The organism is Sorangium sp. So ce124 (genome assembly GCF_051525235.1).
Lineage (GTDB): Bacteria > Myxococcota_A > Polyangia > Polyangiales > Polyangiaceae > Sorangium > Sorangium atrum.
The window spans coordinates 2,408,656-2,428,230 of record NZ_CP150312.1 but is presented as its reverse complement, the minus strand read 5'-3'; the positions used below and the strand labels follow the sequence as shown (position 1 = coordinate 2,428,230).

Genomic DNA, 19,575 nt, shown 5'->3' with positions numbered 1-19,575 from the left:
AGCCCGAGCTCACCCAGACGTCACAGCGCGGTGCCAGCGCCGGACGCGGGCTTCTCCTTGTCCTGCGCTCCCTTGGCGCGCCCCGCCGGCTGCTCCGCGGCGGCACGCCCCGCCGGCTTCTTGTCGTCCGCTCCGCCCGCCGCCGGCTTCTTCTCGCCCTCGGCGGCCTTCTTCTCCTCCGGCGTCGCTCCGGCCAGGTCGCCCGCGCCCGCCGTCCCGGCGCCGCCGGGCTTCCCCTCGCCCGCGCCCACCTCGACGGGCGTCACGAGCACCGCCGGCTTCACCGGCTCGGCCGCCGCCTTGTCGCCGTCGTCCACCGCGCCCGCGGCCGGCGCCGACGCCACGCGGACCTCCTCCTCGCGCGGCTCGACCGGCGTCGGGTCGTCCGGATGCGAGGTCGGCACGTACACCACCAGCCGATCCCCGGGCATCAGCGGGCTCCGCCTCGAGCGCTGGTTGATCCGCTCCAGGCTGCCGACGCTGAGGCCGTACCGGCTCGCCAGCTTGCTGAACGAATCCCCCTCCCGCACCGCGATCTCGATGCGCTTCCGCCCCTTCAGCCCCTCGAAGTGCGCGAAGAACTCCTCCGAGCCGACCTCCATGACGCGCGCGTCGCCCTCGTCGAGCAAGAACACGCCGTCGTTGCGCTGCGACCTCGGGACGAACAGCTGGAGCGTCATCCCCTCATGGAGCGACGCCCCGGGCGCCAGCGTGTTCCAGCGGCAGATCTCGTCGGGCGTCACCGAGAGCACCGCCGCCAGATCCCGCAGCGCGTCGCCCGCGACCACCCGATAGAACACCCGCCGGCGCCCCTCATAGGAGAAGCGCTGCGCCGGGACCACCACGACCGGCTTCCCCTCCGACGACAGCGGCGCGCCGCTCGCGAGCAGGTGCTCGGCCGCCGCCGCCCCGACGCCCTCCGCCGCCGGGACGAACAGCAGCGCCCCGGGGCGCACCGGCTCGCCAGGGCGCAGGCCGTTCAACGTCTGCAGCGTCCACCGCGTCGTCCGCCGGAACGTCGCGATGTCGTCGAGCGACTCGCCCCAGCGGACGAGGTAGCGCTCCAGCTTCGGCTCGCGCTCCAGGAGCTTCGGCATCGACTTCGCCGCACGCGCCCCCGCCCCCGCGGGCACCCGGACCTCCCAGCGCGCCTGCTCCTTCGCTTCCACCGGCGACGGCGGCGTGCGCTTCGCGACGAGCTGCGGGTTGAGCGCCTCGATCTCCGGCGCCCCCGCGCCCGACGCCGCCGCCACCGCCTGCAGCGACACCCCGGAGCCGAGCGAGATCTTGTCGAACGTCACCGCCGGATCGAGCTCCACGTCGTCGCAGCCGAACACCGACGGGTTCCGCGCCACGATCGCGATCGCGAGGATCTTCGGCACATAGAGCGCCGTCTCGAGCGGCATCCCCGCCTCGAGCCGCGACAGCTCCCAGAAGTCGTTCGTGTTGTACTTCCGGATCGACGCGAGCAGCCCCCCGTACCCCATGTTGTACGCCGCGAACGCGAGCTCCCAGCCGCCGAAACGCCGCCGGAGATCCGAGAGGTACCGCGCCGCCGCCAGGGTGGATCGCTCTGGATCCAGGCGCTCGTCGACCCAGCGGTCGACGGTGAGGCCGTAGATGCGCGCCCCCTCCGGCATGAACTGCCAGAGGCCGGCCGCGCCGGCCGGGGACTGGATGGTCGGGTCGAAGCCGCTCTCGACGAGCGAGAGCCAGAGGAGATCCTCCGGGAGCCCCTGCTCGCGGAGGATGCGGCGGATGGCGGCGCCGTAGCGGCCGCTCTTCTTGATCCACGTGACCACGGCGGAGCGGCCGCGCGGGTCGTCCTTGTAGTACTCGAGGTAGCGCACCACCCGGCCGTCCCAGCGGACCGGGACCTCGGGCAGATCGAGCTGGCGCAGCCAGGAGATGTCGCGGGTCTCCGCCGCCTCCGCCGGCGGGGCGGGCAGGCCTGCAGGCGGCAGGCCGGAGACCTCGAGGCGCGGCTCGCCCGCGCCGAGCAGGAGCGTGCCGTCGACCGGCCACGCGGGCCCGGCGCTCGGGGCCGCGCCGGGGAAGAGCGCCAGGTCGATCGCGCGCAGCGTGCGGAGCTCGGGCGACTCGCCGGTGCTCGTCCCCGCCGGCGTCGCGGTGCCCGCGATGACCCGCCGCGCCGCCTCGTCGGGCACGCCGGGCTCCCCCGGCTTGCGCGTGCTCTTCGCCGCACCCTTCTTCGTCGACGCCTTCGATCGCCCAGCGGCCTTCGCCGGCGTCTTGGCCGCGCTCTTCGCGCCGCCCTTCCCGCCAGACACGGCCGCCACCCTGACCGGCGCAGGCTTCTCCGCCTTGCCCTCGGCCGACCCATCCTTCTTCGCGTCGACCTTGGCCGGCTCCGCCTTGCCCTCGGCCGACCCATCCTTCTTCGCGTCGGCCTTCGCGGGCTCAGCTTTCGCGGGCTCCGCCTTCGCCGGCTCCGCCTTCGCCGCGTCGGCCTTTGCCGGCTCCGCCTTCGCGGGCTCAGCTTTCGCCGCGTCGGCCTTCGCCGGCTCCGCCTTCTTCGCGTCGGCCTTCGCCGGCTCCGCCTTCTTCGCGTCGGCCTTCGCGGGCTCCGCCTTCGAACCGGCCGCAGGCGCCGCTACCTCCGAAGGAGGCGCCGCAAGGCCGTCGAAAGCGACGCCCGAGAGGGCGGCCAACCAGCCAAGACATACAAGCCTGCGTGCGGCGCGTCGGATCCGCATGTCAGGGACCGACCTGTCTCACGATGCGCCCGAGGGGTCAACTTTGGCTGCCCGCTGAAACCCAGCTCACCTTAGGAAAGCAGCGCGATGAAATCGCCGATCGCCGTGAAAGGCAGGCTCTCGTTCACGACCCCGGCCCGCACCGCGGCCCCGGGCATGCCGTAGACCACCGCGGAATCCTCGCTCTCGGCCACCACCGTGCCCCCGGCCGCGCGCACCGCCCGCGCGCCGTTCACCCCGTCGTCGCCCATCCCCGTCAGGATGATGCCCACCGCGCGGCTGCCGCCCACCTGCGCCACGCTCCGGAACAGCCGGTCCGCGCTCGGAACGTACCGATCCCCGGGCGCCGGCGCCCCCACCCGGATCCGGATGTCGCCGCTCAACCCGACCCCGCTGCCCGGCGTCACCGCGATCTCCATGCACATCCTACCCGGGCACACATAGGCCTTGCGGGCCACCACCTGCTCGCCGTTCTGCGCCTCGACCACCCGGAGGCCGCCCTTCCGATCGAGCCGCTCCGCGAACGTGCGGGTGAACTTGTCCGGCATGTGCTGCGCGATGAAGATCGCGCCGGGGAAGCGATCCGGGATCCGGTTGAAGATCTCGAGGAGCGCCGTGGGCCCGCCCGTCGACGAGCCGACCGCCACGAGGTGGCGCAGCGAGACGCCGAGCCGCGACGACTCCTGCACCGCGCGCGGCGACGCGGGCTGCGCCGCCCGCGCCGGGGCCGGCGCAGCCGGCATCGGCGACCGGGGGCGGAGGTAGCGCACCAGCAGGACCTTCTGGATGATCTCCCGCCGGATCTGCGCGTCCGCCGTGAACTGCCGGTCCGGCTTCGCCACGAAGTCGACGGCGCCCAGCTCGAGCGCCTTGAAGACGTTCTCCTTGTGGCTGTAGCTCGAGACGATGATGACGGGCGTCGGCTGCCTCGCCATCAGGATGCGCAGGAAGGTGAAGCCGTCCATGCGCGGCATCTCGAGATCCAGCGTGATCGCGTCCGGCCGGAGCTGCGCGGCCTGACGGAGCGCGTCGTCGCCGTCACCGGCCTTGCCCACGACCTCGATCTCGTCGCTTCCGCTCAAGATCTCGGCGATGTTGCGCCGGTTGTACGCGGAGTCGTCGACGACGAGCACGCGCAGGGGAGCGAATGTCATGAGCGCAAAACCTTCCGCCGGAGGTTCATTCTACCCCACCCGGAGCGCCATGGGACCAACCGTCGCCTGCGCAGCCTCGACTTCGTCGGCACCTCATCCGCCCTCCTCCCCGCCGCCCCGGTCCGGGCCGCCCCGATCGGGCGAGATCTCCGGGATCCCCAGACGCAGCGTGGCCGCCGGCTTGCGATACACGAGATCCTCCCGAAGGTGCACGAGCTCGAACGCGGTCGTGACGTTGAGGAGCGACTCGGAGTGGCCCAGCAGGAGGAAGCCGCAGGACGAGAGGCGCTCGTAGAAGATGTCGATCACGCGGCGCCGCGAATCCTCGTCCAGATAGATGAGGACGTTGCGGCAAAAGATGACGTCCACGCGCCCGACCACCGCCGCGCGCGACGAGTCGAGCAGGTTCAGGTGGCCGAACTGGCAGAGCGTCCGCAGCTCGTCCGCCACGTGGAACCCGTCCGGGCGCTCCACGAAGTAGCGCCGCTTGAGCTCGGGCGGCGTCGCGCGGAACGACGAGGCGCCGTACACCCCCCTGCGCGCCGCGATCACGCAGCGGCGGGAGATGTCGCTGCCGAAGATGCGGACCTCGCGGCGCTCCGCGGCGCCCGACTCCCGCGCGGCGATCGCGATCGAGTAGACCTCCTCGCCCGTCGAGCAGCCCGCGCTCCAGATGGACAGCCGGCCCCTGGCGCCCCCCGCCTTGACGATCATGGGCACGAGCTCGGTCATGAGCGCGCGCAGCTGGTAGTCCTCGCGGAAGAAATATGTCTCGTTGACCGTGATGAGCTCGAGCGCCTCGTCGAGCTCGGCGCGCCCGCGGCTGTGGAAGCGCAGGTACTCGTGGTACTGCGCGAACGACGAGAGCCCGAGCTCGACGACCCGCTCGCGGAGCCGGCGCTCCATCGACGTGCGCGCCTCGGGCCCGAACTGGAGCCCGCAGTGCTTGTTGAACAGGTCGCGCAGCCTCTGGAACTCGTCAGGCAAGAGGCGGATCTCGTCGTCCCGCCGCCGGTTCACAGCACCTTCCCCGACGGCGGCCCGCCGGCCGTCCCCGAGGGGGACGCCGCGCCCTCACCGCCGTCGACGGCCACGGGCGCGCTCAGCCGCTCCGCGGCGTCGCCCCAGGGAGGATCCGAGCGGAACGGCGCGCCCCCCTGCGCCGCGGCCGCGACGAGATCGGGCTCCCCCGACGCGCGCACCAGCCCGAGCAGCTCGCGCGCGCGCGCCCGCTCGTCGCTCGCGCGGTCCGCGAGCGACGCGTACAGGCGGCCCAGCGCGCGCGCCGCGGCGAGCCGGACCTCGCGCTCCTCGTCGGCCAAGGAGACGCTCAGCACGTCGAGCGCGGAGACGCCCGCCGCCGCCGCGATCGCGGTCACGGCCGCCCGGCGCGCGCGCACGTCCCCCACCGACGCGACGCTCGTGAGGAACGCGATCTCCTCCGGCTCCGCGTCGCCGAGCGCCTCGATCACGATCGCCGCCGCGAGGTGGGTGTCCTCCGCCAGCGCGAGCCCGCGCGCGAGCTCGCGCGCCGTCGCGGGGTAGCGCTCCGTGAGCCCCGCGAGCGCGCTCTCCGCCGCGCGCGCCACCGGCAGCGAGATCGCGCGCGTCTGCGAGACGACGAGCGGGAAGTCGACGGCGGCCCCGATCTTCGCGAGCCCGTAGAGCGCGCTGGTCGCCACGAGCGTCGAGGGGCTCCGGACCGACCGCCGCACCGCGCCGAGCAGCTCGGCGAGCGTCGCCTCGACGGCGGGCTGCTCGCCCGAAAGCGCGCCCTCGCGCGCGCCCTGCTCCGCGATCGCCACGGCGCCGTCGAGGAGCGCGGCCGTCGCGTCGTCGACGCCCTCCCAGAGATCCGGGTCGGGATCGATGTGGCGCTCGAGGTAGGACAGCACCGAGGGCAGCGCCTCCGCGCCGAGCAGCCCCAGCGCGCGCTGCGCCGTCTCGACGAGCGCGGGCTCGATCATGGCCTGCACGGCGGCGTCGGCCGCGCCCGGGGCGCGCGCCATCGCCGCGAGCAAGAGCGCCTGGGCGCGCCCGCTCACCGGATCCGCGCCGAGGCCGCGCCACGACGGGGGCTCCGCGCCGCCCGAGCCCGGCGCGGCGCCGGCGGCCTGCACGAGGCGGGCGCCCACCTCGGGCGGCGCCGCCCGGAGCGCGTCCACCGCGTGCGGCGCGAGCGGCCCCTCGGCGAGCCGCGCGAGCGCCCGGACGAGCTGCGCGAACGCGCCGCCCCGCGCCGTCGCGAGCGCCCCGCAGAGCGCCCGCGGCGCCTCCGGGCTCTCCGCGAGCGCCGCGGCGACCAGCGCCGCCGGCCGGAGGATCGGGTCGTCGATGAGCGACGAGAGCACCCGCCACGGCACGGGCGCCTCGAGCCCGTTCAGCCCGTTCAGCGCGGTCAGTCGCACGAAGCGATCCCGATCGGCGAGCCGCTCGTACAGGATGTCCGTCACCCGCTCGCGCGCGATGAGCCCCATCCCGGCGATCGCCTCGATCGCGCTCTGGCGCAGGTTGTCGTCCTGCTCGGCGAGCGCCGCGTAGAGCGGGTCGAGCGCCGCCGGGTCGCGCGTGCGGCCGAGCGCGTCGACGACGAGCTTGCGCTCGTCCCCCGCGAGCGCGCCGAGCGCGTCGACGAGCGCCGGCGTGGCGTCGCGCCCGCAGTAGCCGAGCACCTCGATGGCCGCGTTCCTGAGGCCGACGTCCTCGCTCTTCTGGAGCGCGTCGAGGAGCGCCGCGACGAGGAGCTGCGGGGCGGACGGCCGCTCCCCCTCGGCGCCGGCGCCGGGCGAGGCCGGCCGCTCCCCCTCGGCGGCCTGCGCCGACGCGGAGGTCGGCGCGGCCTGGATCAGCCGGTGGCAGGCGTAGGTCGCCTCCTTGCGGACGCGCCAGTCGGGATCCCCGAGCGCGCGGAGCAGGAGCGGCAACGCCTCGACGACGTCGGCCCTGCCGAGCCGCGCGGCCGCCTGGCGGCGCTCCTCGGCGTCGTCCGCGGAGAGCGCCGCGGCGATGGCCGCGATCGGCATCGGCGTGCTCCGCGCGCTGGGCGAGATGGACTCGGGCTCGGCCGGCCAGGAGCCCGCGTCGCCCGCGCGCGGGCCCTCGAACGGGCCGAGATCGTCGAACGCGCGGCTCACGGGGCCTCCAGGAGGGCGCCCGACGCGGCGAGCGCGAGCGCGAGCTCGATGAAGCGCCCGACGTCGAGCACGAAGATCATCCGCTCGTCGTGGGTCGTCACCCCCGTGATGCCGCGCAGATCGCTGCTGCCGCCCACCGGCGGCGTCGGCCGGTAATCGCCGCTCGTCCCGAAGACCTCCGTCACCGCGTCGACGACGAGCCCCACCGTGTGCGTCCCCACGTCGACGAGGATCCACTTGGTGCTGCGGGTCGGATCGACCGGGGGCAGCCCGAAGCGCACGCGGAGCTCGATGACCGGCACCACCTCGCCGCGGTGGTTCGCGACGCCGGCGACCTCGGGGGGCGTGTGCGGCAGCGTGGTCACCTCGAGCGGGTTCACGATTTCGCGGACCCGCGTGATGTCGATCGCGTAGTGGACGTCGCCGACCACAAAGCCGACGAGGCTCTTCTGTGGGTCGGGACGGCTGCGCTCTCCAGTCAACGGCATCTGAGCCTCCGAGCGCCCGGGCTCTACGAGCCGCCCGGGCGCGGACGAATCGTCCCTTAGGACGCGAGTATGGCCTGCAGGTCGAGCAGGATGATGACGCGCGGCTGCGCCTCGCCCTGGGTGCCATCCGACGCGCTCGCCCCGTGCATGGGCCGGGCGATGCCGGCGATGTAGCCCGCCACGTCTCCCCCGAGCGCCGTCGCGGCGTGCTCGATCTCGGCGTCGGCGAGCCGGTAGACCTGCTGGACCTCGTCGACGAAGAGGCCGAGCGTCTCGCCGTTCGCCGCGTCGACGAGCAGGATGCGCGCCCGCCGCTGCGCGGCGCTCTCGTGCAGCCGCATCCTCCGCCGCAGATCGATGACGGTGACGAGCTGCCCGCGCACGCTGACGATGCCCATCGTCGAGTCCGGCGCGCGCGGCACCGGGGTGAGCGGGGGCGGCTTCAGGATCTCGCGCACGAGCGAGACGGGCGCGGCGTAGGTGTCGCCCGCGAGCGTGAACGCGAGGTACTCGGTCCGCGGGCCGCTCGCCTGCGCGCGCGAGTTCCGCTTCGAGACCGGTATCCGGGCGGGCCTTCGGGTGAGGTTAGCCATGGGTGCTCCGCGGATCGTTGCGCTGCCGGTCCCCGCCGTGGAGGATCTCCTCGATGAGCGCCGGGGCGTCGAGGACGAGCGCGATGCGCTGGTCGCCGAGCTCGGTGGCGCCGGAGAAGCCGCGCACCGAGGAGAGCGACGGGCCGAGCGCCTTGATCACGACGTCCTGCTGCCCGATGAGCGTGCTCACGACGAGGCCCAGCCTGCGCGCGCCGACCGACGCCACGACGATGTACTTGCGCTTGTTGCCCCCCTGGAGCCCGAGCGTCGCCCGGCCCCCGTCGCCCCGGCGCCCGCCGCCCACCGCGGCGCGCGCCGCCGAGCCGCCGCGCGCGCCGCCGAGCAGGCCGGCGATGCGCGCGCTGAGCTCCTCCTCCTCGTTCAGGCCGAAGAGCCGCGCCAGGTAGCAGAGCTGGAGCGTGCTGTTGCGCAGCGTGATCATCTCGCGGCCGTCGATCTGGCGCACCGTGGCCTCGTCGAGCGCGACCGCCTCCTGCACGTTGGTCAGCGGGATCGCGAACAGCCTGTCGGCGACCCGGACGATGAGCGCGCTGATGATCGCGAGCGTGATCGGCAGCGTGACCGTCATCTTGGTGCCGATGCCGGGCTCGCTGTGCACGTCGATGACGCCGCCGAGCTTGCTGATGTTCGTCTTCACGACGTCCATCCCGACGCCGCGCCCCGAGAGCTCGCTGACGTCGGTCTTGGTCGAGATGCCCGGCTGGAAGATGAGGTTCAGCACCTCGCGGTAGCTCGTCGTCCGCGCGTCCTCCGGCGTCATGACGCCGCGGCGCAGGGCGGCGTCGAGCAGCTTGTCGACGTCGATGCCCTTGCCGTCGTCCTCGATCTCGATGACGACGTGGTTGCCCTTCTGGAAGGCGTTCAGCGCGATCGTGCCGACCGCCGGCTTGCCCACCGCCTCGCGCATGCTCTTCGACTCGATGCCGTGGTCGATGGCGTTGCGCATCATGTGCATGAGCGGGTCGCTGAGCTCCTCGACGATGAGCTTGTCGACCTCGGTCTCGGCGCCCGTGATGACGAGGTTCACGAGCTTGTCGGCGTCGCGGCTGATCTGGCGGACGACGCGCGCGAGCTTGTCGAAGACCTGCCCGAGCGGCACCATCCGGACCTCGAGGATGCCCGCCTGCATCTGGGCGAGGTGCCGGTCGAACGTGCGCTGGAGCCTGTGGAGGTCGAGGGAGAGCTCGCGCTCGGTGGGCGCCGCGCGGAGCCGCTCGACGAGGCGGCCGAGCGCGGAGCGGACGAGGGCGAGCTCGCCGACGATGTTCATCAGCCGGTCGAGCTTGTGGATGTCGACCCGCACCGTCTGCGCGACGGAGCGGATCGAGCTGAGCTCCCCCTTGCGGTTGCCGCGCGCGCTCGACGGCGGGCTCGCCGCCGACATCGAGCCGGTCAGGTCGACGGCCCGCGACACGCCGGTCGGCGCGCCGCCCCGCAGCGCCGCGGACATCGACGGCATGCCCGGCGGGGCGACCCGGCCGTGGCCGTTGTTGTTGCGCCGCGGGATCTCCTCGACGGCGGCGCCCGCCTGGTGCAGCGCGCGCTGGAGCTCCTCGAGCGGCGCGCGCGAGGCCATCAGGATGTCGAGCTCGATCGAGTCCTGGTCCGCGCCCGCGCCGGTCGGCAGGTAGGTGATGATCTCGCCGTACGGCTTCGCGGTGATCTTCAGGTCGTCGAGGGCCTGATCGATCGTGGCGAGGTGGAACTGCACGCGGAGCCGGAACAGGGTCATCCCGCTCGCGATGTTCGTGCGCAGCCGGTGCTCCTCGTACTCGGTGAGCACGGAGAGCAGCCCCGGATCGAGGTCGTAGTTGTCGTCGGGGAGGCCGGCCGCGCTCGGGCCCGCGTCCTGGTGCAGCTGGCGCAGGAGGTCGTCGACCTCGGGCATCGGCGCGTCGCGCCCGTCCTTCTCGTTCTGGAGGATGCGCCCGTAGAGCTCGACGCTGCGGAACAGGAGGTCGAGGACCGACGCGTTGATCTCGATGCGCCCGAGGCGGAGGTTGTCGAGCAGCTCCTCGAGCTCGTGCGAGAGGGTGGCCATCCGGGTCGCGCCGAAGAGCCCGGCGAGCCCCTTCAGGGTGTGCACGGCGCGGAAGACGTCGTTGATGACGTCGGGGTCGACCTTGTTGGTCCGCACCGCCTCGTCGAGCGCGAGGAGGTCGCGCCCGAGCCCCTCGACGATCTCCTGCGCTTCCGAGAAGAACTCTTCGCGCGCCCGATCGCCGCTGTCGACCATCAGCCGCCGCCTCCCTCGCCGGAGCCGGGCTGCTTGGTGCGGGCCGCGGGCTCCTCCGCGTGGGGGGCCTCTGCGCGCGGAGAGGGCGCGGCCGCGCGCTCGTCGACGCCGGCGGCGCCGTCGGACGGCGAGGCGCCGGCCTGCGGCGCCTCGGCCCGCGCGTCGAGGCTCGCGACCACGGCGTCGCGCAGGGCCTCGGGCGTGAACGGCTTCGGGAGGAAGCGGTCGGCGCCGAGGCGGAGCCCGCGCTGGATGTCTCGCTCGGTCGCCTGCGTGGAGATGATGAGGATCGCGACGTGCCGGTAGCGGTCGCTCTGCCGGACGAAGCGGATCACCTCGAGCCCGTTGATGTCGGGCATGTTGATGTCGGTGATCACGAGGTCGAACGCGCCGCGCGGCAGGAGCCGGAGCGCGTCGAAGCCGTTCACGGCCTCCACGATGTCGACGTCGCCCGCGAGCCCCAGCACGCGGTCCTCCAGCGTCGAGCGGATGTACGCTCGCATTGCCGGCGAGTCCTCGACGATCAGGATGCGTGCCATGCGGCGACAGGGTAACGGAAATCGGCCCGGGGAGACCAACTCGCTGAGCGCCCGGAGGCGACGCGCGCGGTTTTCGACGCGCGGGGCTATGTACGGCGGTCTCCCTCCCGGAGTAAACCAGCGCGAGCGCCTCCCTGCACGATCGGCGAGGCGGCCGCGCGGGCGGCGCGTCTGGCGAGGCCGCGCTGGCGGCGCGGCCGAGCGGGGCCGCCCAGCGCCGCGCCGCCAGCGCCTCGGGGGTGTGGGGCCGCCTCCGCCGGCGCGGCCGTGCGGCCGTGCCCGCCCGGCGAGGCGGCCGCGGGGGGAGGGCCACCTGCGGCAGCGAATTGACATCGCGGCGTCCGATGCGCGCTAATCGCGCGCGTGAAAATCCTCCTTTGTTCTCCAGCGTTCCGGATCCTGCTCGCCGCCCTGTTCGCCCTGTCGAGCGTGGCGTGCGGCGGCGGGCTGCGGGTGACCCGGATCAACTCCGCCCAGAAGAAGCCGAACAACGTCTGGGTGTTCTTCAGCGTCGATGCCGGCGAGGACGAGCCGGTGGGCGGCCTCACGGCCGAGGACTTCGAGATCTACGAGGACGGTGACCTCGTCTCGAAGTTCGAGAGCAAGCAGACCATCCAGAACCCCGAGGTCGCGGCGGTCATGTACACGATGCTGCTCGTCGACATGAGCGGCAGCATCACCGAGTCGGGTCAGGCCGACGCCCTCGTCGACGCCGCGCAGTCGTTCAGCGATCGGGTCGGCAAGAGCCAGAAGGTCGGCGTCTATGCGTTCGACGGCGAGGTAAAAATCCACTCGGTGGTGCCGTTCACCGAGGCGCAGGGCTCGGTCCAGGGTGGGCTCGAGGGCCTCCGGAGCTACAAGCCGAAGGACACGTCGACGAACCTCCACGGCGGCGTGGTCGAGGGCATCCGGGAGCTCAAGAAGCAGCTCGACAAGGACCGGCGCCCCCTCAAGTTCGGCACGCTCGTCGTCTTCTCGGACGGCACCGATCGCGCGAACCGCGTGAGCCGCGAGGACATGCTGAACGAGCTCAAGAAGGAAGACTACGAGAACTACCAGATCTTCGTCGTCGGCGTCGGCGCCGAGATCGAGAAGGCGCGGCTCGACGAGATCGGGCGCGACGGGACCGAGCTCGCGGCGGACCAGGCGAAGGTCAAGGAGTCGTTCGACAAGATCGCGGCGAAGATCGAGGCGCACATGAAGCGCTTCTACCTGCTCTCGTACTGCACGCCGGCGCGCGCGGGGGAGCACGAGGTGGAGATCAAGGCGATCCGGAAGGATCCGTCGGCCTCGGGGTCGCTCGCGTGGAAGTTCAACGCCGACGGGTTCGGGCCGCCGCCGGAGTGCGATCCCAACACCCCGCCGTCGTTCGATCTGAAGGCGACCGCGCCCGCGGGCGACGACGGCGGCGGCGGCGGAGCGGGCGCGAAGGCGAGCTTCAAGGCGAACGCCAACGTGAAGGTCGAAGCGAAGTGAGGCGCGCCGCGGCCGCGCGAGGCGGCCGCGACGCCGTCCCAGCGGCTCGCCGCGCCCCGCGGCGGGCCTGCTCGATCAGCTGATGCGCAGCAAAGCGTTCCCCTGCTCCGCGATGCCGCCCCTCCGCCCCGCGCGCGGCGCCCGCCGCCGCGCGCGGCTCCTCTCGCTCGCGGTGGCGGCGCTCGTCTCGGCAGCCCGGCCCGCGCCGATCGCGGCGCAGCCGAGCCCCGCCGAGCAGGCGAGCGAGGACCTCTCCGCGGCCCGCCAGCGCTGGAGAGCGGCCGTGGAGAGGGACGATCTGGCCGAGAGCGCTGCCCTCGCCGACAGGTACTTTGCGCTGCTGGAGGACACCTCCGAGCTCGACAACGATCTCGCGCATTTCTACCTCGGCTACGGCGACTACGCGCGCGCCGAAGCGCTGCTGGTGCGGGGCCTGACGCGCGAGCAGCCCTCCTTCAACGACGAAGGGATGCTCTATGCCCGGCTCGCCAACGTCTACATCGACCTCGGGGACCTCCAGAGCGCCGAGGAGCTCCTGAAGCGAGCCCAGCCGCTCCTCCAGGGCTGGGGCGAGTTCTATGCCGTCGACTCGCTCGCGCGGCTGTACCTGGAGCGACGCGCGCTGCGCTCCTTCGCGGAGGCGCTCGACAGGATGCGCGCGATCCTCAAAGAGGCCAACGGCGGCTCGGGGTGGGCCTACGCGATCCCGGATCTGCGCGCCGCGCAGCTCTGCTTGCGGCGCGGGCAGGTCGAGGAGGCCGAGCGGCGCCTCCTCGACCTGCGCCCGCGGCTCGAGCCCGCGCTCCCGGCGCAGAGCGCTGTGCGCGCCGATCTGCTGGAGGAGCTCGGCGTGCTCTTCACCCGCAAGGGCGATCCCGCGGCGGAGGCGCTGCTCCTCCAGGCGCTGGTGATCCGCGAGCGGCTCTTCGCGCCGGATCACCCGGCCATCGTCCGCGCGCTGGGGCACCTCGCGAACCTGTACGTCGCGCAGGGCCGGACCGCCGTCGCCGTGCGGACGCGCGAGCGGGCCGCCGGCCTCCAGGACCGGAGCGCCCGGGCCAACCTGGCGAGGGGCTCCGAGCGGCAGAAGCGCCTGGTCATGGGCCTCGTCCAGCGCGACACCGACGCGACCCTCTCGCTGCACCTCCAGGGTGCCCCGCGCGACCAGGCCGCGGCGCGGCTCGCCCTGCGGTCGATCCTCCGGCGCAAGGGGCTCGCGCTCGACGCCATCGCCGAGAGCTTCGCGTCGCTGCGGCGCGACCTCGACGCCGAGGGCCGGGCGCTCCTCGGCGCCCTCACGCAGCTCGACGCGAAGCTGTCCGCCGCGATCACGCGCGGCCCGATCGACATCCCCGCCGAGGAGCACCAGCGCGAGGTGCAGCAGCTCGAGGCCGAGCGCCAGCGGCTCGAGTTCCGGCTGGCCGCGCGGACGTGCGCCGCGCGCCCGGCGGACGCGAAGGAGCCGCCGATCACCGTCGAGGGCGTGCAGGCGGCGATCCCCGACGGGGCGGCGCTCGTCGAGATCGTCCAGTACCGGCCCCACGACCCGTTCGGGCCGCCGGTGAGGCCGACGTGGGGCAAGCCTCGCTACGCGGCCTATGTCGTCGGGCGGCGCGGGGACGTCACGGGGGTGGATCTCGGCGACGCCGCCGCCATCGACGCGGCCGCCGCGGAGCTCTCGCGGGACCTCTCGAACCCGGAGCGAGACCCCCGGGAGCGCGCGCGTCACCTCGATGCGCTCGTGATGCAGCCGATCCGGGCCGCCCTCGGCGCGGCGCGCTGGATCCTCCTGAGCCCGGACGGCGCGCTGAACCTCGTGCCGTTCGCCGCGCTCGTCGACGAGGACGGCGGCTATCTCATCGAGCGCGCCTCGTTCACCTATTTGACCAGCGGGCGCGATCTGCTGCGCACCGCGGGCGCCGCGGCGCCACAGGCCGCGGCGCCGCGTGGAGGCGTGCTGGTCATCGCCGATCCCGCGTTCGGCAGCCTCTCGGAGCTCGCGCCGGACGACGGCGCCACGCGCGGCCTGCGCTCCGCCGAGCTGGCCGGGGCGCGCTTCCCGCCCCTGCCGGGCACGGAGCGCGAGGCGGAGGCGGTGCGGAGCGCGCTGGCCAGCGCGACGGTCCTGACCGGCCCGTCGGCCACCGAGGAGGCCCTCAAGCGGGCGCAGCGGCCGCGCGTGCTTCACATCGCGACGCACGGCTTCTTCCTCCCGGACCAGGGCTCCCCGGCGGATCCGGCGAGCACCCGCGGCGCCGAGATCGAGGGCCCCGCCTGGAGCGAGAACCCGCTCCTGCGCTCGGGCCTGGCGCTGGCCGGGGCCAACGCGCGGCGGAGCAGCTCGGACGAGGACGATGGCATCCTGACCGCGCTCGAGATCTCCTCGCTGGACCTCCACGGGACCCAGCTCGTCGTGCTCTCGGCCTGCGAGACCGGCCTCGGCGAGGTCCCGCGCGGCGACGGGGTCTACGGGCTCCGCCGCGCGCTGCTCCTCGCCGGGGCGGAGACGCAGGTGATGAGCCTGTGGAAGGTCGGCGACATGGCGACGCGGGATCTCATGACGTCGTACTACGCGGCGCTCGCGCGCGGCGGAGGGCGCAGCGAGGCGCTGCGGTCGGCGCAGCTCGAGATCCGGCGTGAGCGCCCGCACCCGCACGCGTGGGCCGGCTTCATCACCTCGGGCGAGGGCGCCGCACTCGACGGCAGGCAGGTCGCGCCGGCCTTCCCGCGCGTGGCAGAAAGCCCGCGCGGGTGCGCCTGCGCGGCCGGCGAGGGCGGCCCGAGCGCTCCGCCCGCGCTCGCGGCGCTCGCCGCGGCGCTCGTCCTTGTCGCGCGGAAGCGCTGGCCCCGCAGGCCTGGGAATTGGTAGACGTCAACGCCGGAGCCCACCCATCGCGGGCTCGTGGAGGTCTGCATGCGTCGATCGGCGATCGTTCTGGTGCTCCCCGTCCTGGCCTGGATGCTCTCTGCCTGCGGAGGCGCGCAGGCGCCCGAGCAGCCCGCCGCGAAGGAGGGCGAGGCCGAGATCTGCCCCACGGGAGATCCCGGCGTGCAGCCCTGCCCGGAGGGCTGCGTGTGGGACGAGAAGGTCCAGAAGTGCAACAAGGACCGCGGCATCATCGTGCACTACACCCCGGGCGCGGCGGCCACCAAGCCGGCGAAGTGATCATCCCTCGTCGAGCCGCGCCGCCACCTCCGGCGGAAGGCCGCGCAACAGGCCGATGACGCGCGGGCTCGACGCACGCACCTCCCCGACGAGCTGCCGGCGCTCCGCCTCGATCCTGGCGAGGAGAGAATTCGGGCTCGTCTTCCTATCGCATCACGAGCTTGGAGGATCGAGGCAGGCCGCTCCTCGTCGGGTCAAGCCGCCTTGACGGAGGCTACCCTTTGATCTCTTCTTCTGCTGTGTCAGCGAGGTCTGTCACGAGAGCGCATGTATGCAAGAACCGATGACCCGGGGCTCTCTGATACTCAATGCAGCAGCCTACTCGGACGTGCTGTGTGACGAGGCTGGGGTCCGCCGGGTTCGTCACGGGCTCTCTCAGGATCTCAGGAGGGCGCTGGCCACCATGTCCGGCGCGGCGTGGTACCCTCGCGCCTACTACGTCGAGGTGCTGCGCGGCATCGTCCAGGTCCACAACGAGCCATCGCAGAGCTACCTGGACGTCGTGCGGTGCGGCCGGACGGTCTTCGAGAAGGAAGCGAACACCTTGATGAAGCTGCTTCTCAGGGGGATGAACGCTCGGCTCTTCCTCCGGAAGTTCCCCGACTTCTGGGCGCAGGATATGGTCGGCGGGACGCTGCGGGTGGACTCCTCGCAGATCGAGCGGAACGAGGTGACGCTGCGCGTGACCGAGGTCGCAGGGTTCGAGCACCTCGGACCGCTGTGCGTCGGTTTCGCCGGCCGTGCGCTGGAGCAGGTGACCGGCAAGCAGGTCGACGCGACCCAGACTGGCTGGTCGTTCGACGAGCCAGACGCGGATGAGGTCACGTTGCGCTTCTCGTGGTGAGCGCGCCGACGCGCCGGCGCTATTTCGTTGGATGCGTGGCTGCCATTCCGGAATTCGCTCACGCGCGGCGCTTCCACTCGCGAGGATGTCGGCGGCCGTGAATCACTCCAACAACCACGATGGCGGCGGGCAGGATCCGGTAGAAGACCGCGTACGGGAAACGCTCGACGAGTACGCGCCGGACGTCTCGGTACAGCGGCGGGTACGCGAGCGGTGCGCTCCGAATGCGCTTGATGGCGTCCTCCAGCTCTCGCCGGAAGACGGCGCCAAGCCCAGACCGCTGCTCCTCGTACCAGCGGAAGGTCTCGAGGGCTTCGGCGCGAGCTTCGACGAGGAAGACAACGCGGCTCACGGCTCGTCGGTGGTCATCTCGGCACGGACGTCCTCCCAGGGGACACCGATGGGGCCTTCGAGATCGAGGCGATCAAGCCGGCGGTCAAGCTCAGCGCGGAGCTCGGAGCTCAGAGGCAGGTCGTCCGAAGAAAGGCTTCGCCAAAGATCATCGATCAGAGACAGCTTCTCGTCTGCGGTGAGCTTGGAGAGGTCGAGCGCGGGCTTGCCCATGGGCGTATCCTGCGCCAGAGGGGCCGGCAACGCCAGCGCACGCGAGCCTGGGCGGGCGTCGAGGGCTCCGCCGTCCGTCTTCCGGAGCGTGGCGCCGGCCCCCTGAGGTCGGCGAGTGCCGGCCGCCGCTGCCCACCGATGCTCTGGCGAGCGACCCGCCTCGCTCCTGGTAACCGAACGCCCGGTCGGCGTGCAGATCGGCGCCGGAGACGCGGTCCATGAACTCGCGGATGTGCTTCAGACCGAGCTTCTCTCGATCGGGCTTCTGGATCGAAAGCGAATCGGCAACAGTCACGGGCGGTATCATGCCGCATCAACCATCCGCCATCCGCCGGGCGATGGACTCCCGGCTCCGTGACGGACGAGGGGCTCCCTTAGCTCGCCCAGAGCACCGAGAGATCGAGCTCGACGGCGTCGAATGGCTCGACGCGGACGCGGGCGGCGTCGCGGTGGACGACCGCAGGTCCCCAGCGGCGATCCGCGCCGAGCACGTACACCTCCAGCGTCCGCTGGATGGGGTCGACCAGCCACGCGTGCCGCACGCCCTCGCGCGCGTAGATCGGCATCTTCTCGTCGCGATCGACGTCCTCGGTGGAAACGCTCAGGACCTCGCAGATCCAGTCCGGGGCGAGCGTGAAGTACGCTGTCTCGGGCAGTTCGGGCATGCGCTCGCGGCGCCAGCCGGCGATGTCCGGCACGAGCGCGTCGATCTCACCAGGCGCGTGCGGGTCGGGGAAGTGCAGTTCGGGCCCGTGCAGGATCCACCAGCCACCGGGGCCCCCTCGCCCGCGCTGGAAGGCGCTGTGCAGGTCGGCCCCCAGCGACGACGCGGCATTCGCATGTCGCGGCGCCGGCCGGGGCATGACGTGGAGCACGCCCCGGATGAGCTCCGCCACCTTGTGCGGCGGGACGGCCTCGAGGTCGGCGTACGTCGCGCGGCGCTGCTTCTCGGCGGACTGGCCCACGACGGAAGCCTGCCCGTGGGCGGGCGGCGGGGCAAGGCGTTCAGGTCCGCCCGTCGCTCACCCTCGCCGCGGCCGCAGCGCCCTGATCAGCGCATCGATCCCGCGGGAGCGCCACCTGTAAGCCGTGCTGACCGGCGCGTCTTGCTGCTCGGCCACGTCCTCGATCGACATCTCGAAGATGTCGTGGGCAATGATCACGTCGCCCTCATGCACGGGGAGCTGATGCAGCGCCTCGAGGAAGGCGAGGCGCCGCTCCTCACGCTCGATGGCCTCATCAGGAGTCGGTGCCTCGTGCTCGGTGCTCGGCGGGGTCGCGACGATCTCCTCGCGCTGCACCCGGGCACTTTCGAGGTGATGGCGGACGCGGTGATAGGCCAGCGCCCGTATCCAGACACGAAGCGCTTCTGCGGGCTGCACGTCCGGGTCGGGGCGGTAGCGGTCCTCTTCGCTGGCCTCCCACGCGGCGAGGAGCACGTCTTGCGCGAGGTCTTTGACGTCCTCGCGTGTCGCCCGGCGACCTCGGAGGTACCGCGCGACGAGGGCGCTGACGACGCCTGCTTGCGCGACGAGCTCGGCAGACGTGAGGCGCCTTGGCGCGAAGCGCCGGTTGTGAACGACGATTGCGAGAAGGAAGACGACGAGCTGAGCGAGGGTAAACGCTACTGCGTCCGTCGCCATACCGCTACGCCCTGAACAGGAACGATCGTGACGTACAGCGCGATCAGCATCGACTGCGCGAGATCCCAAGCAGTGAAGACGCCGAAGCGGTAGGGGCCCGCGAGCATCGACAGCTCGGTGATGATGATCAGGCCTGTCGCGACGTGGTGAACCTTCGCCCGCTCCCTCCCGGCGAACCACAGCAGCAGACAGCCGACGGACGTGCAAAGCGCCGCGAGCTGCAAGGCGACGTAGGCCTTGCCGAGGAGCTCACCTCGGAAGGTGGGGTATCCGGCAGCGAGGCCCGCGAGCGCCACGACGTACACCGCGAGCACACCCCACGGGCGCCGCCGGCTGAAGATCCACACCGCGAGCGCCGCCACCCCGGCCATCCAGCCGACGAACAAGGCGCTCTCGACGTGCCCGGCGACGCGAACCCAACCCGTGAATGGGGCTCCCCCGAGCTCGGCCCGCGCCGGCTGCAAGACGTAGAGCCGGATGACCCGGCGCACGACGTCGGAGACAACCCCGTACCCGAGGAGCCATGCGATGGGGCGGTGCTCGGGGCGATACCGCGCGACGACCAAGGCCAGGGCCGCCGACAGGACGGCGAGCCCATACAGCGAGGGGATCACCCCGCCGACGGTACGCGGGGCTTCGTTTCGGGCCAAAAACCGCGCCCCTCCGGTGCAGGAGCACGGGAGGTGTCCGGGGCGAGCTCGCGCCTCCTACGGCTTCCGGTGGCGCCGGCGCGGCCGCTGGATGGCTCGGGGGAGCACGGCGGTCCCGAGGCCGATGAAGACGAGGAAGTGCTGGAAGAAGCGGGCGAGGCTCAGCGGGTCGGGCGGTTCGATCGGCATGTCCGGAAGGCTATCAGCGCCGGCTCGTGGACGTCGTCCGCTTTCTTGGCCCGGTCGGGCGACCTGTGGCACGCGCGTGCGCGCGCGAGGAGCCCATACAACGTCAAGAGGAAAGCCGCGCCCGAGCGACGGCCTTCGCTGCGCGAGCGCCTCGACGTCGC

Annotated in this window: 18 protein-coding genes; 4 read left to right on the top strand and 14 right to left on the bottom strand. The window is 72.7% G+C overall.

Annotation, left to right across the window (positions count from 1 at the left end):
• Window positions 1–20: 20 nt before the first annotated feature.
• The 8 genes from WMF19_RS09245 to WMF19_RS09210 form a co-directional block, all read right to left on the bottom strand.
• On the bottom strand, window positions 21–2,672 hold the full coding sequence (locus tag WMF19_RS09245) for a transglycosylase SLT domain-containing protein (protein WP_437898750.1): 2,652 nt from the start codon (window positions 2,670–2,672) through the stop codon (window positions 21–23).
• 116 nt (window positions 2,673–2,788) lie between these two features.
• Window positions 2,789–3,871: a chemotaxis-specific protein-glutamate methyltransferase CheB gene (gene cheB / locus WMF19_RS09240; RefSeq protein WP_272101288.1), complete on the bottom strand. Its 1,083-nt coding sequence runs from the start codon at window positions 3,869–3,871 to the stop codon at window positions 2,789–2,791.
• 93 nt (window positions 3,872–3,964) lie between these two features.
• Window positions 3,965–4,891: a CheR family methyltransferase gene (locus WMF19_RS09235; RefSeq protein ID WP_437898749.1), complete on the bottom strand. Its 927-nt coding sequence runs from the start codon at window positions 4,889–4,891 to the stop codon at window positions 3,965–3,967.
• A complete protein-coding gene (locus tag WMF19_RS09230) occupies window positions 4,888–7,005 on the bottom strand; it encodes a HEAT repeat domain-containing protein (protein WP_437898748.1) in 2,118 nt (705 codons plus the stop codon). Before WMF19_RS09230 ends, WMF19_RS09235 begins: the two co-directional genes overlap by 4 nt.
• Window positions 7,002–7,493 (bottom strand): chemotaxis protein CheW, encoded by a 492-nt coding sequence (locus tag WMF19_RS09225; protein WP_012234231.1) that lies wholly within the window; start codon window positions 7,491–7,493, stop codon window positions 7,002–7,004. The genes WMF19_RS09230 and WMF19_RS09225 overlap by 4 nt, the downstream gene beginning before the upstream one ends.
• A gap of 56 nt (window positions 7,494–7,549) precedes the next feature.
• A complete protein-coding gene (locus tag WMF19_RS09220) occupies window positions 7,550–8,086 on the bottom strand; it encodes a chemotaxis protein CheW (protein ID WP_012234230.1) in 537 nt (178 codons plus the stop codon).
• Window positions 8,079–10,343: a chemotaxis protein CheA gene (locus tag WMF19_RS09215; RefSeq protein ID WP_272101285.1), complete on the bottom strand. Its 2,265-nt coding sequence runs from the start codon at window positions 10,341–10,343 to the stop codon at window positions 8,079–8,081. The genes WMF19_RS09220 and WMF19_RS09215 overlap by 8 nt, the downstream gene beginning before the upstream one ends.
• The gene (locus WMF19_RS09210; RefSeq protein ID WP_437898747.1) at window positions 10,343–10,882 is read right to left on the bottom strand and encodes a response regulator; all 540 of its coding nucleotides are present in this window, start codon (window positions 10,880–10,882) and stop codon (window positions 10,343–10,345) included. The genes WMF19_RS09215 and WMF19_RS09210 overlap by 1 nt, the downstream gene beginning before the upstream one ends.
• A 363-nt stretch (window positions 10,883–11,245) precedes the next feature.
• On the opposite strand from WMF19_RS09210, the gene WMF19_RS09205 reads away from it, so the two are divergent.
• The 4 genes from WMF19_RS09205 (at window position 11,246) to WMF19_RS09190 (ending at window position 16,368) form a co-directional block, all read left to right on the top strand.
• Window positions 11,246–12,358: a VWA domain-containing protein gene (locus tag WMF19_RS09205; protein WP_437898746.1), complete on the top strand. Its 1,113-nt coding sequence runs from the start codon at window positions 11,246–11,248 to the stop codon at window positions 12,356–12,358.
• Window positions 12,359–12,440: 82 nt separating this feature from the next.
• Window positions 12,441–15,227, top strand: a complete 2,787-nt coding sequence (locus tag WMF19_RS09200; RefSeq protein ID WP_437898745.1) for a CHAT domain-containing protein — start codon at window positions 12,441–12,443, stop codon at window positions 15,225–15,227.
• Window positions 15,228–15,272: 45 nt separating this feature from the next.
• Window positions 15,273–15,524: a hypothetical protein gene (locus tag WMF19_RS09195; protein WP_437898744.1), complete on the top strand. Its 252-nt coding sequence runs from the start codon at window positions 15,273–15,275 to the stop codon at window positions 15,522–15,524.
• Window positions 15,525–15,927: 403 nt separating this feature from the next.
• Window positions 15,928–16,368 (top strand): hypothetical protein, encoded by a 441-nt coding sequence (locus tag WMF19_RS09190; RefSeq protein WP_437898743.1) that lies wholly within the window; start codon window positions 15,928–15,930, stop codon window positions 16,366–16,368.
• 58 nt (window positions 16,369–16,426) lie between these two features.
• On the opposite strand, the gene WMF19_RS09185 is transcribed toward WMF19_RS09190, so the two are convergent.
• The 6 genes from WMF19_RS09185 to WMF19_RS09160 all read right to left on the bottom strand — a co-directional run bounded on the left by WMF19_RS09185 (window position 16,427) and on the right by WMF19_RS09160 (window position 19,414).
• Complete coding sequence (locus WMF19_RS09185) at window positions 16,427–16,720, bottom strand: type II toxin-antitoxin system RelE/ParE family toxin (RefSeq protein ID WP_437898742.1); 294 nt, start codon at window positions 16,718–16,720, stop codon at window positions 16,427–16,429.
• Complete coding sequence (locus WMF19_RS09180; protein WP_437898741.1) at window positions 16,717–16,932, bottom strand: addiction module protein; 216 nt, start codon at window positions 16,930–16,932, stop codon at window positions 16,717–16,719. Before WMF19_RS09180 ends, WMF19_RS09185 begins: the two co-directional genes overlap by 4 nt.
• 374 nt (window positions 16,933–17,306) lie before the next feature.
• Window positions 17,307–17,897, bottom strand: a complete 591-nt coding sequence (locus tag WMF19_RS09175) for a Uma2 family endonuclease (protein WP_437898740.1) — start codon at window positions 17,895–17,897, stop codon at window positions 17,307–17,309.
• 57 nt (window positions 17,898–17,954) lie between these two features.
• The gene (locus WMF19_RS09170) at window positions 17,955–18,575 is read right to left on the bottom strand and encodes an RNA polymerase sigma factor (RefSeq protein ID WP_437898739.1); all 621 of its coding nucleotides are present in this window, start codon (window positions 18,573–18,575) and stop codon (window positions 17,955–17,957) included.
• Entirely contained in the window at window positions 18,557–19,189 is a 633-nt protein-coding gene (locus WMF19_RS09165) for a hypothetical protein (RefSeq protein ID WP_437898738.1), read from the bottom strand. The genes WMF19_RS09170 and WMF19_RS09165 overlap by 19 nt, the downstream gene beginning before the upstream one ends.
• A 93-nt stretch (window positions 19,190–19,282) precedes the next feature.
• Window positions 19,283–19,414: a hypothetical protein gene (locus WMF19_RS09160; RefSeq protein ID WP_437898737.1), complete on the bottom strand. Its 132-nt coding sequence runs from the start codon at window positions 19,412–19,414 to the stop codon at window positions 19,283–19,285.
• Between the last annotated feature and the right edge of the window lie 161 nt (window positions 19,415–19,575).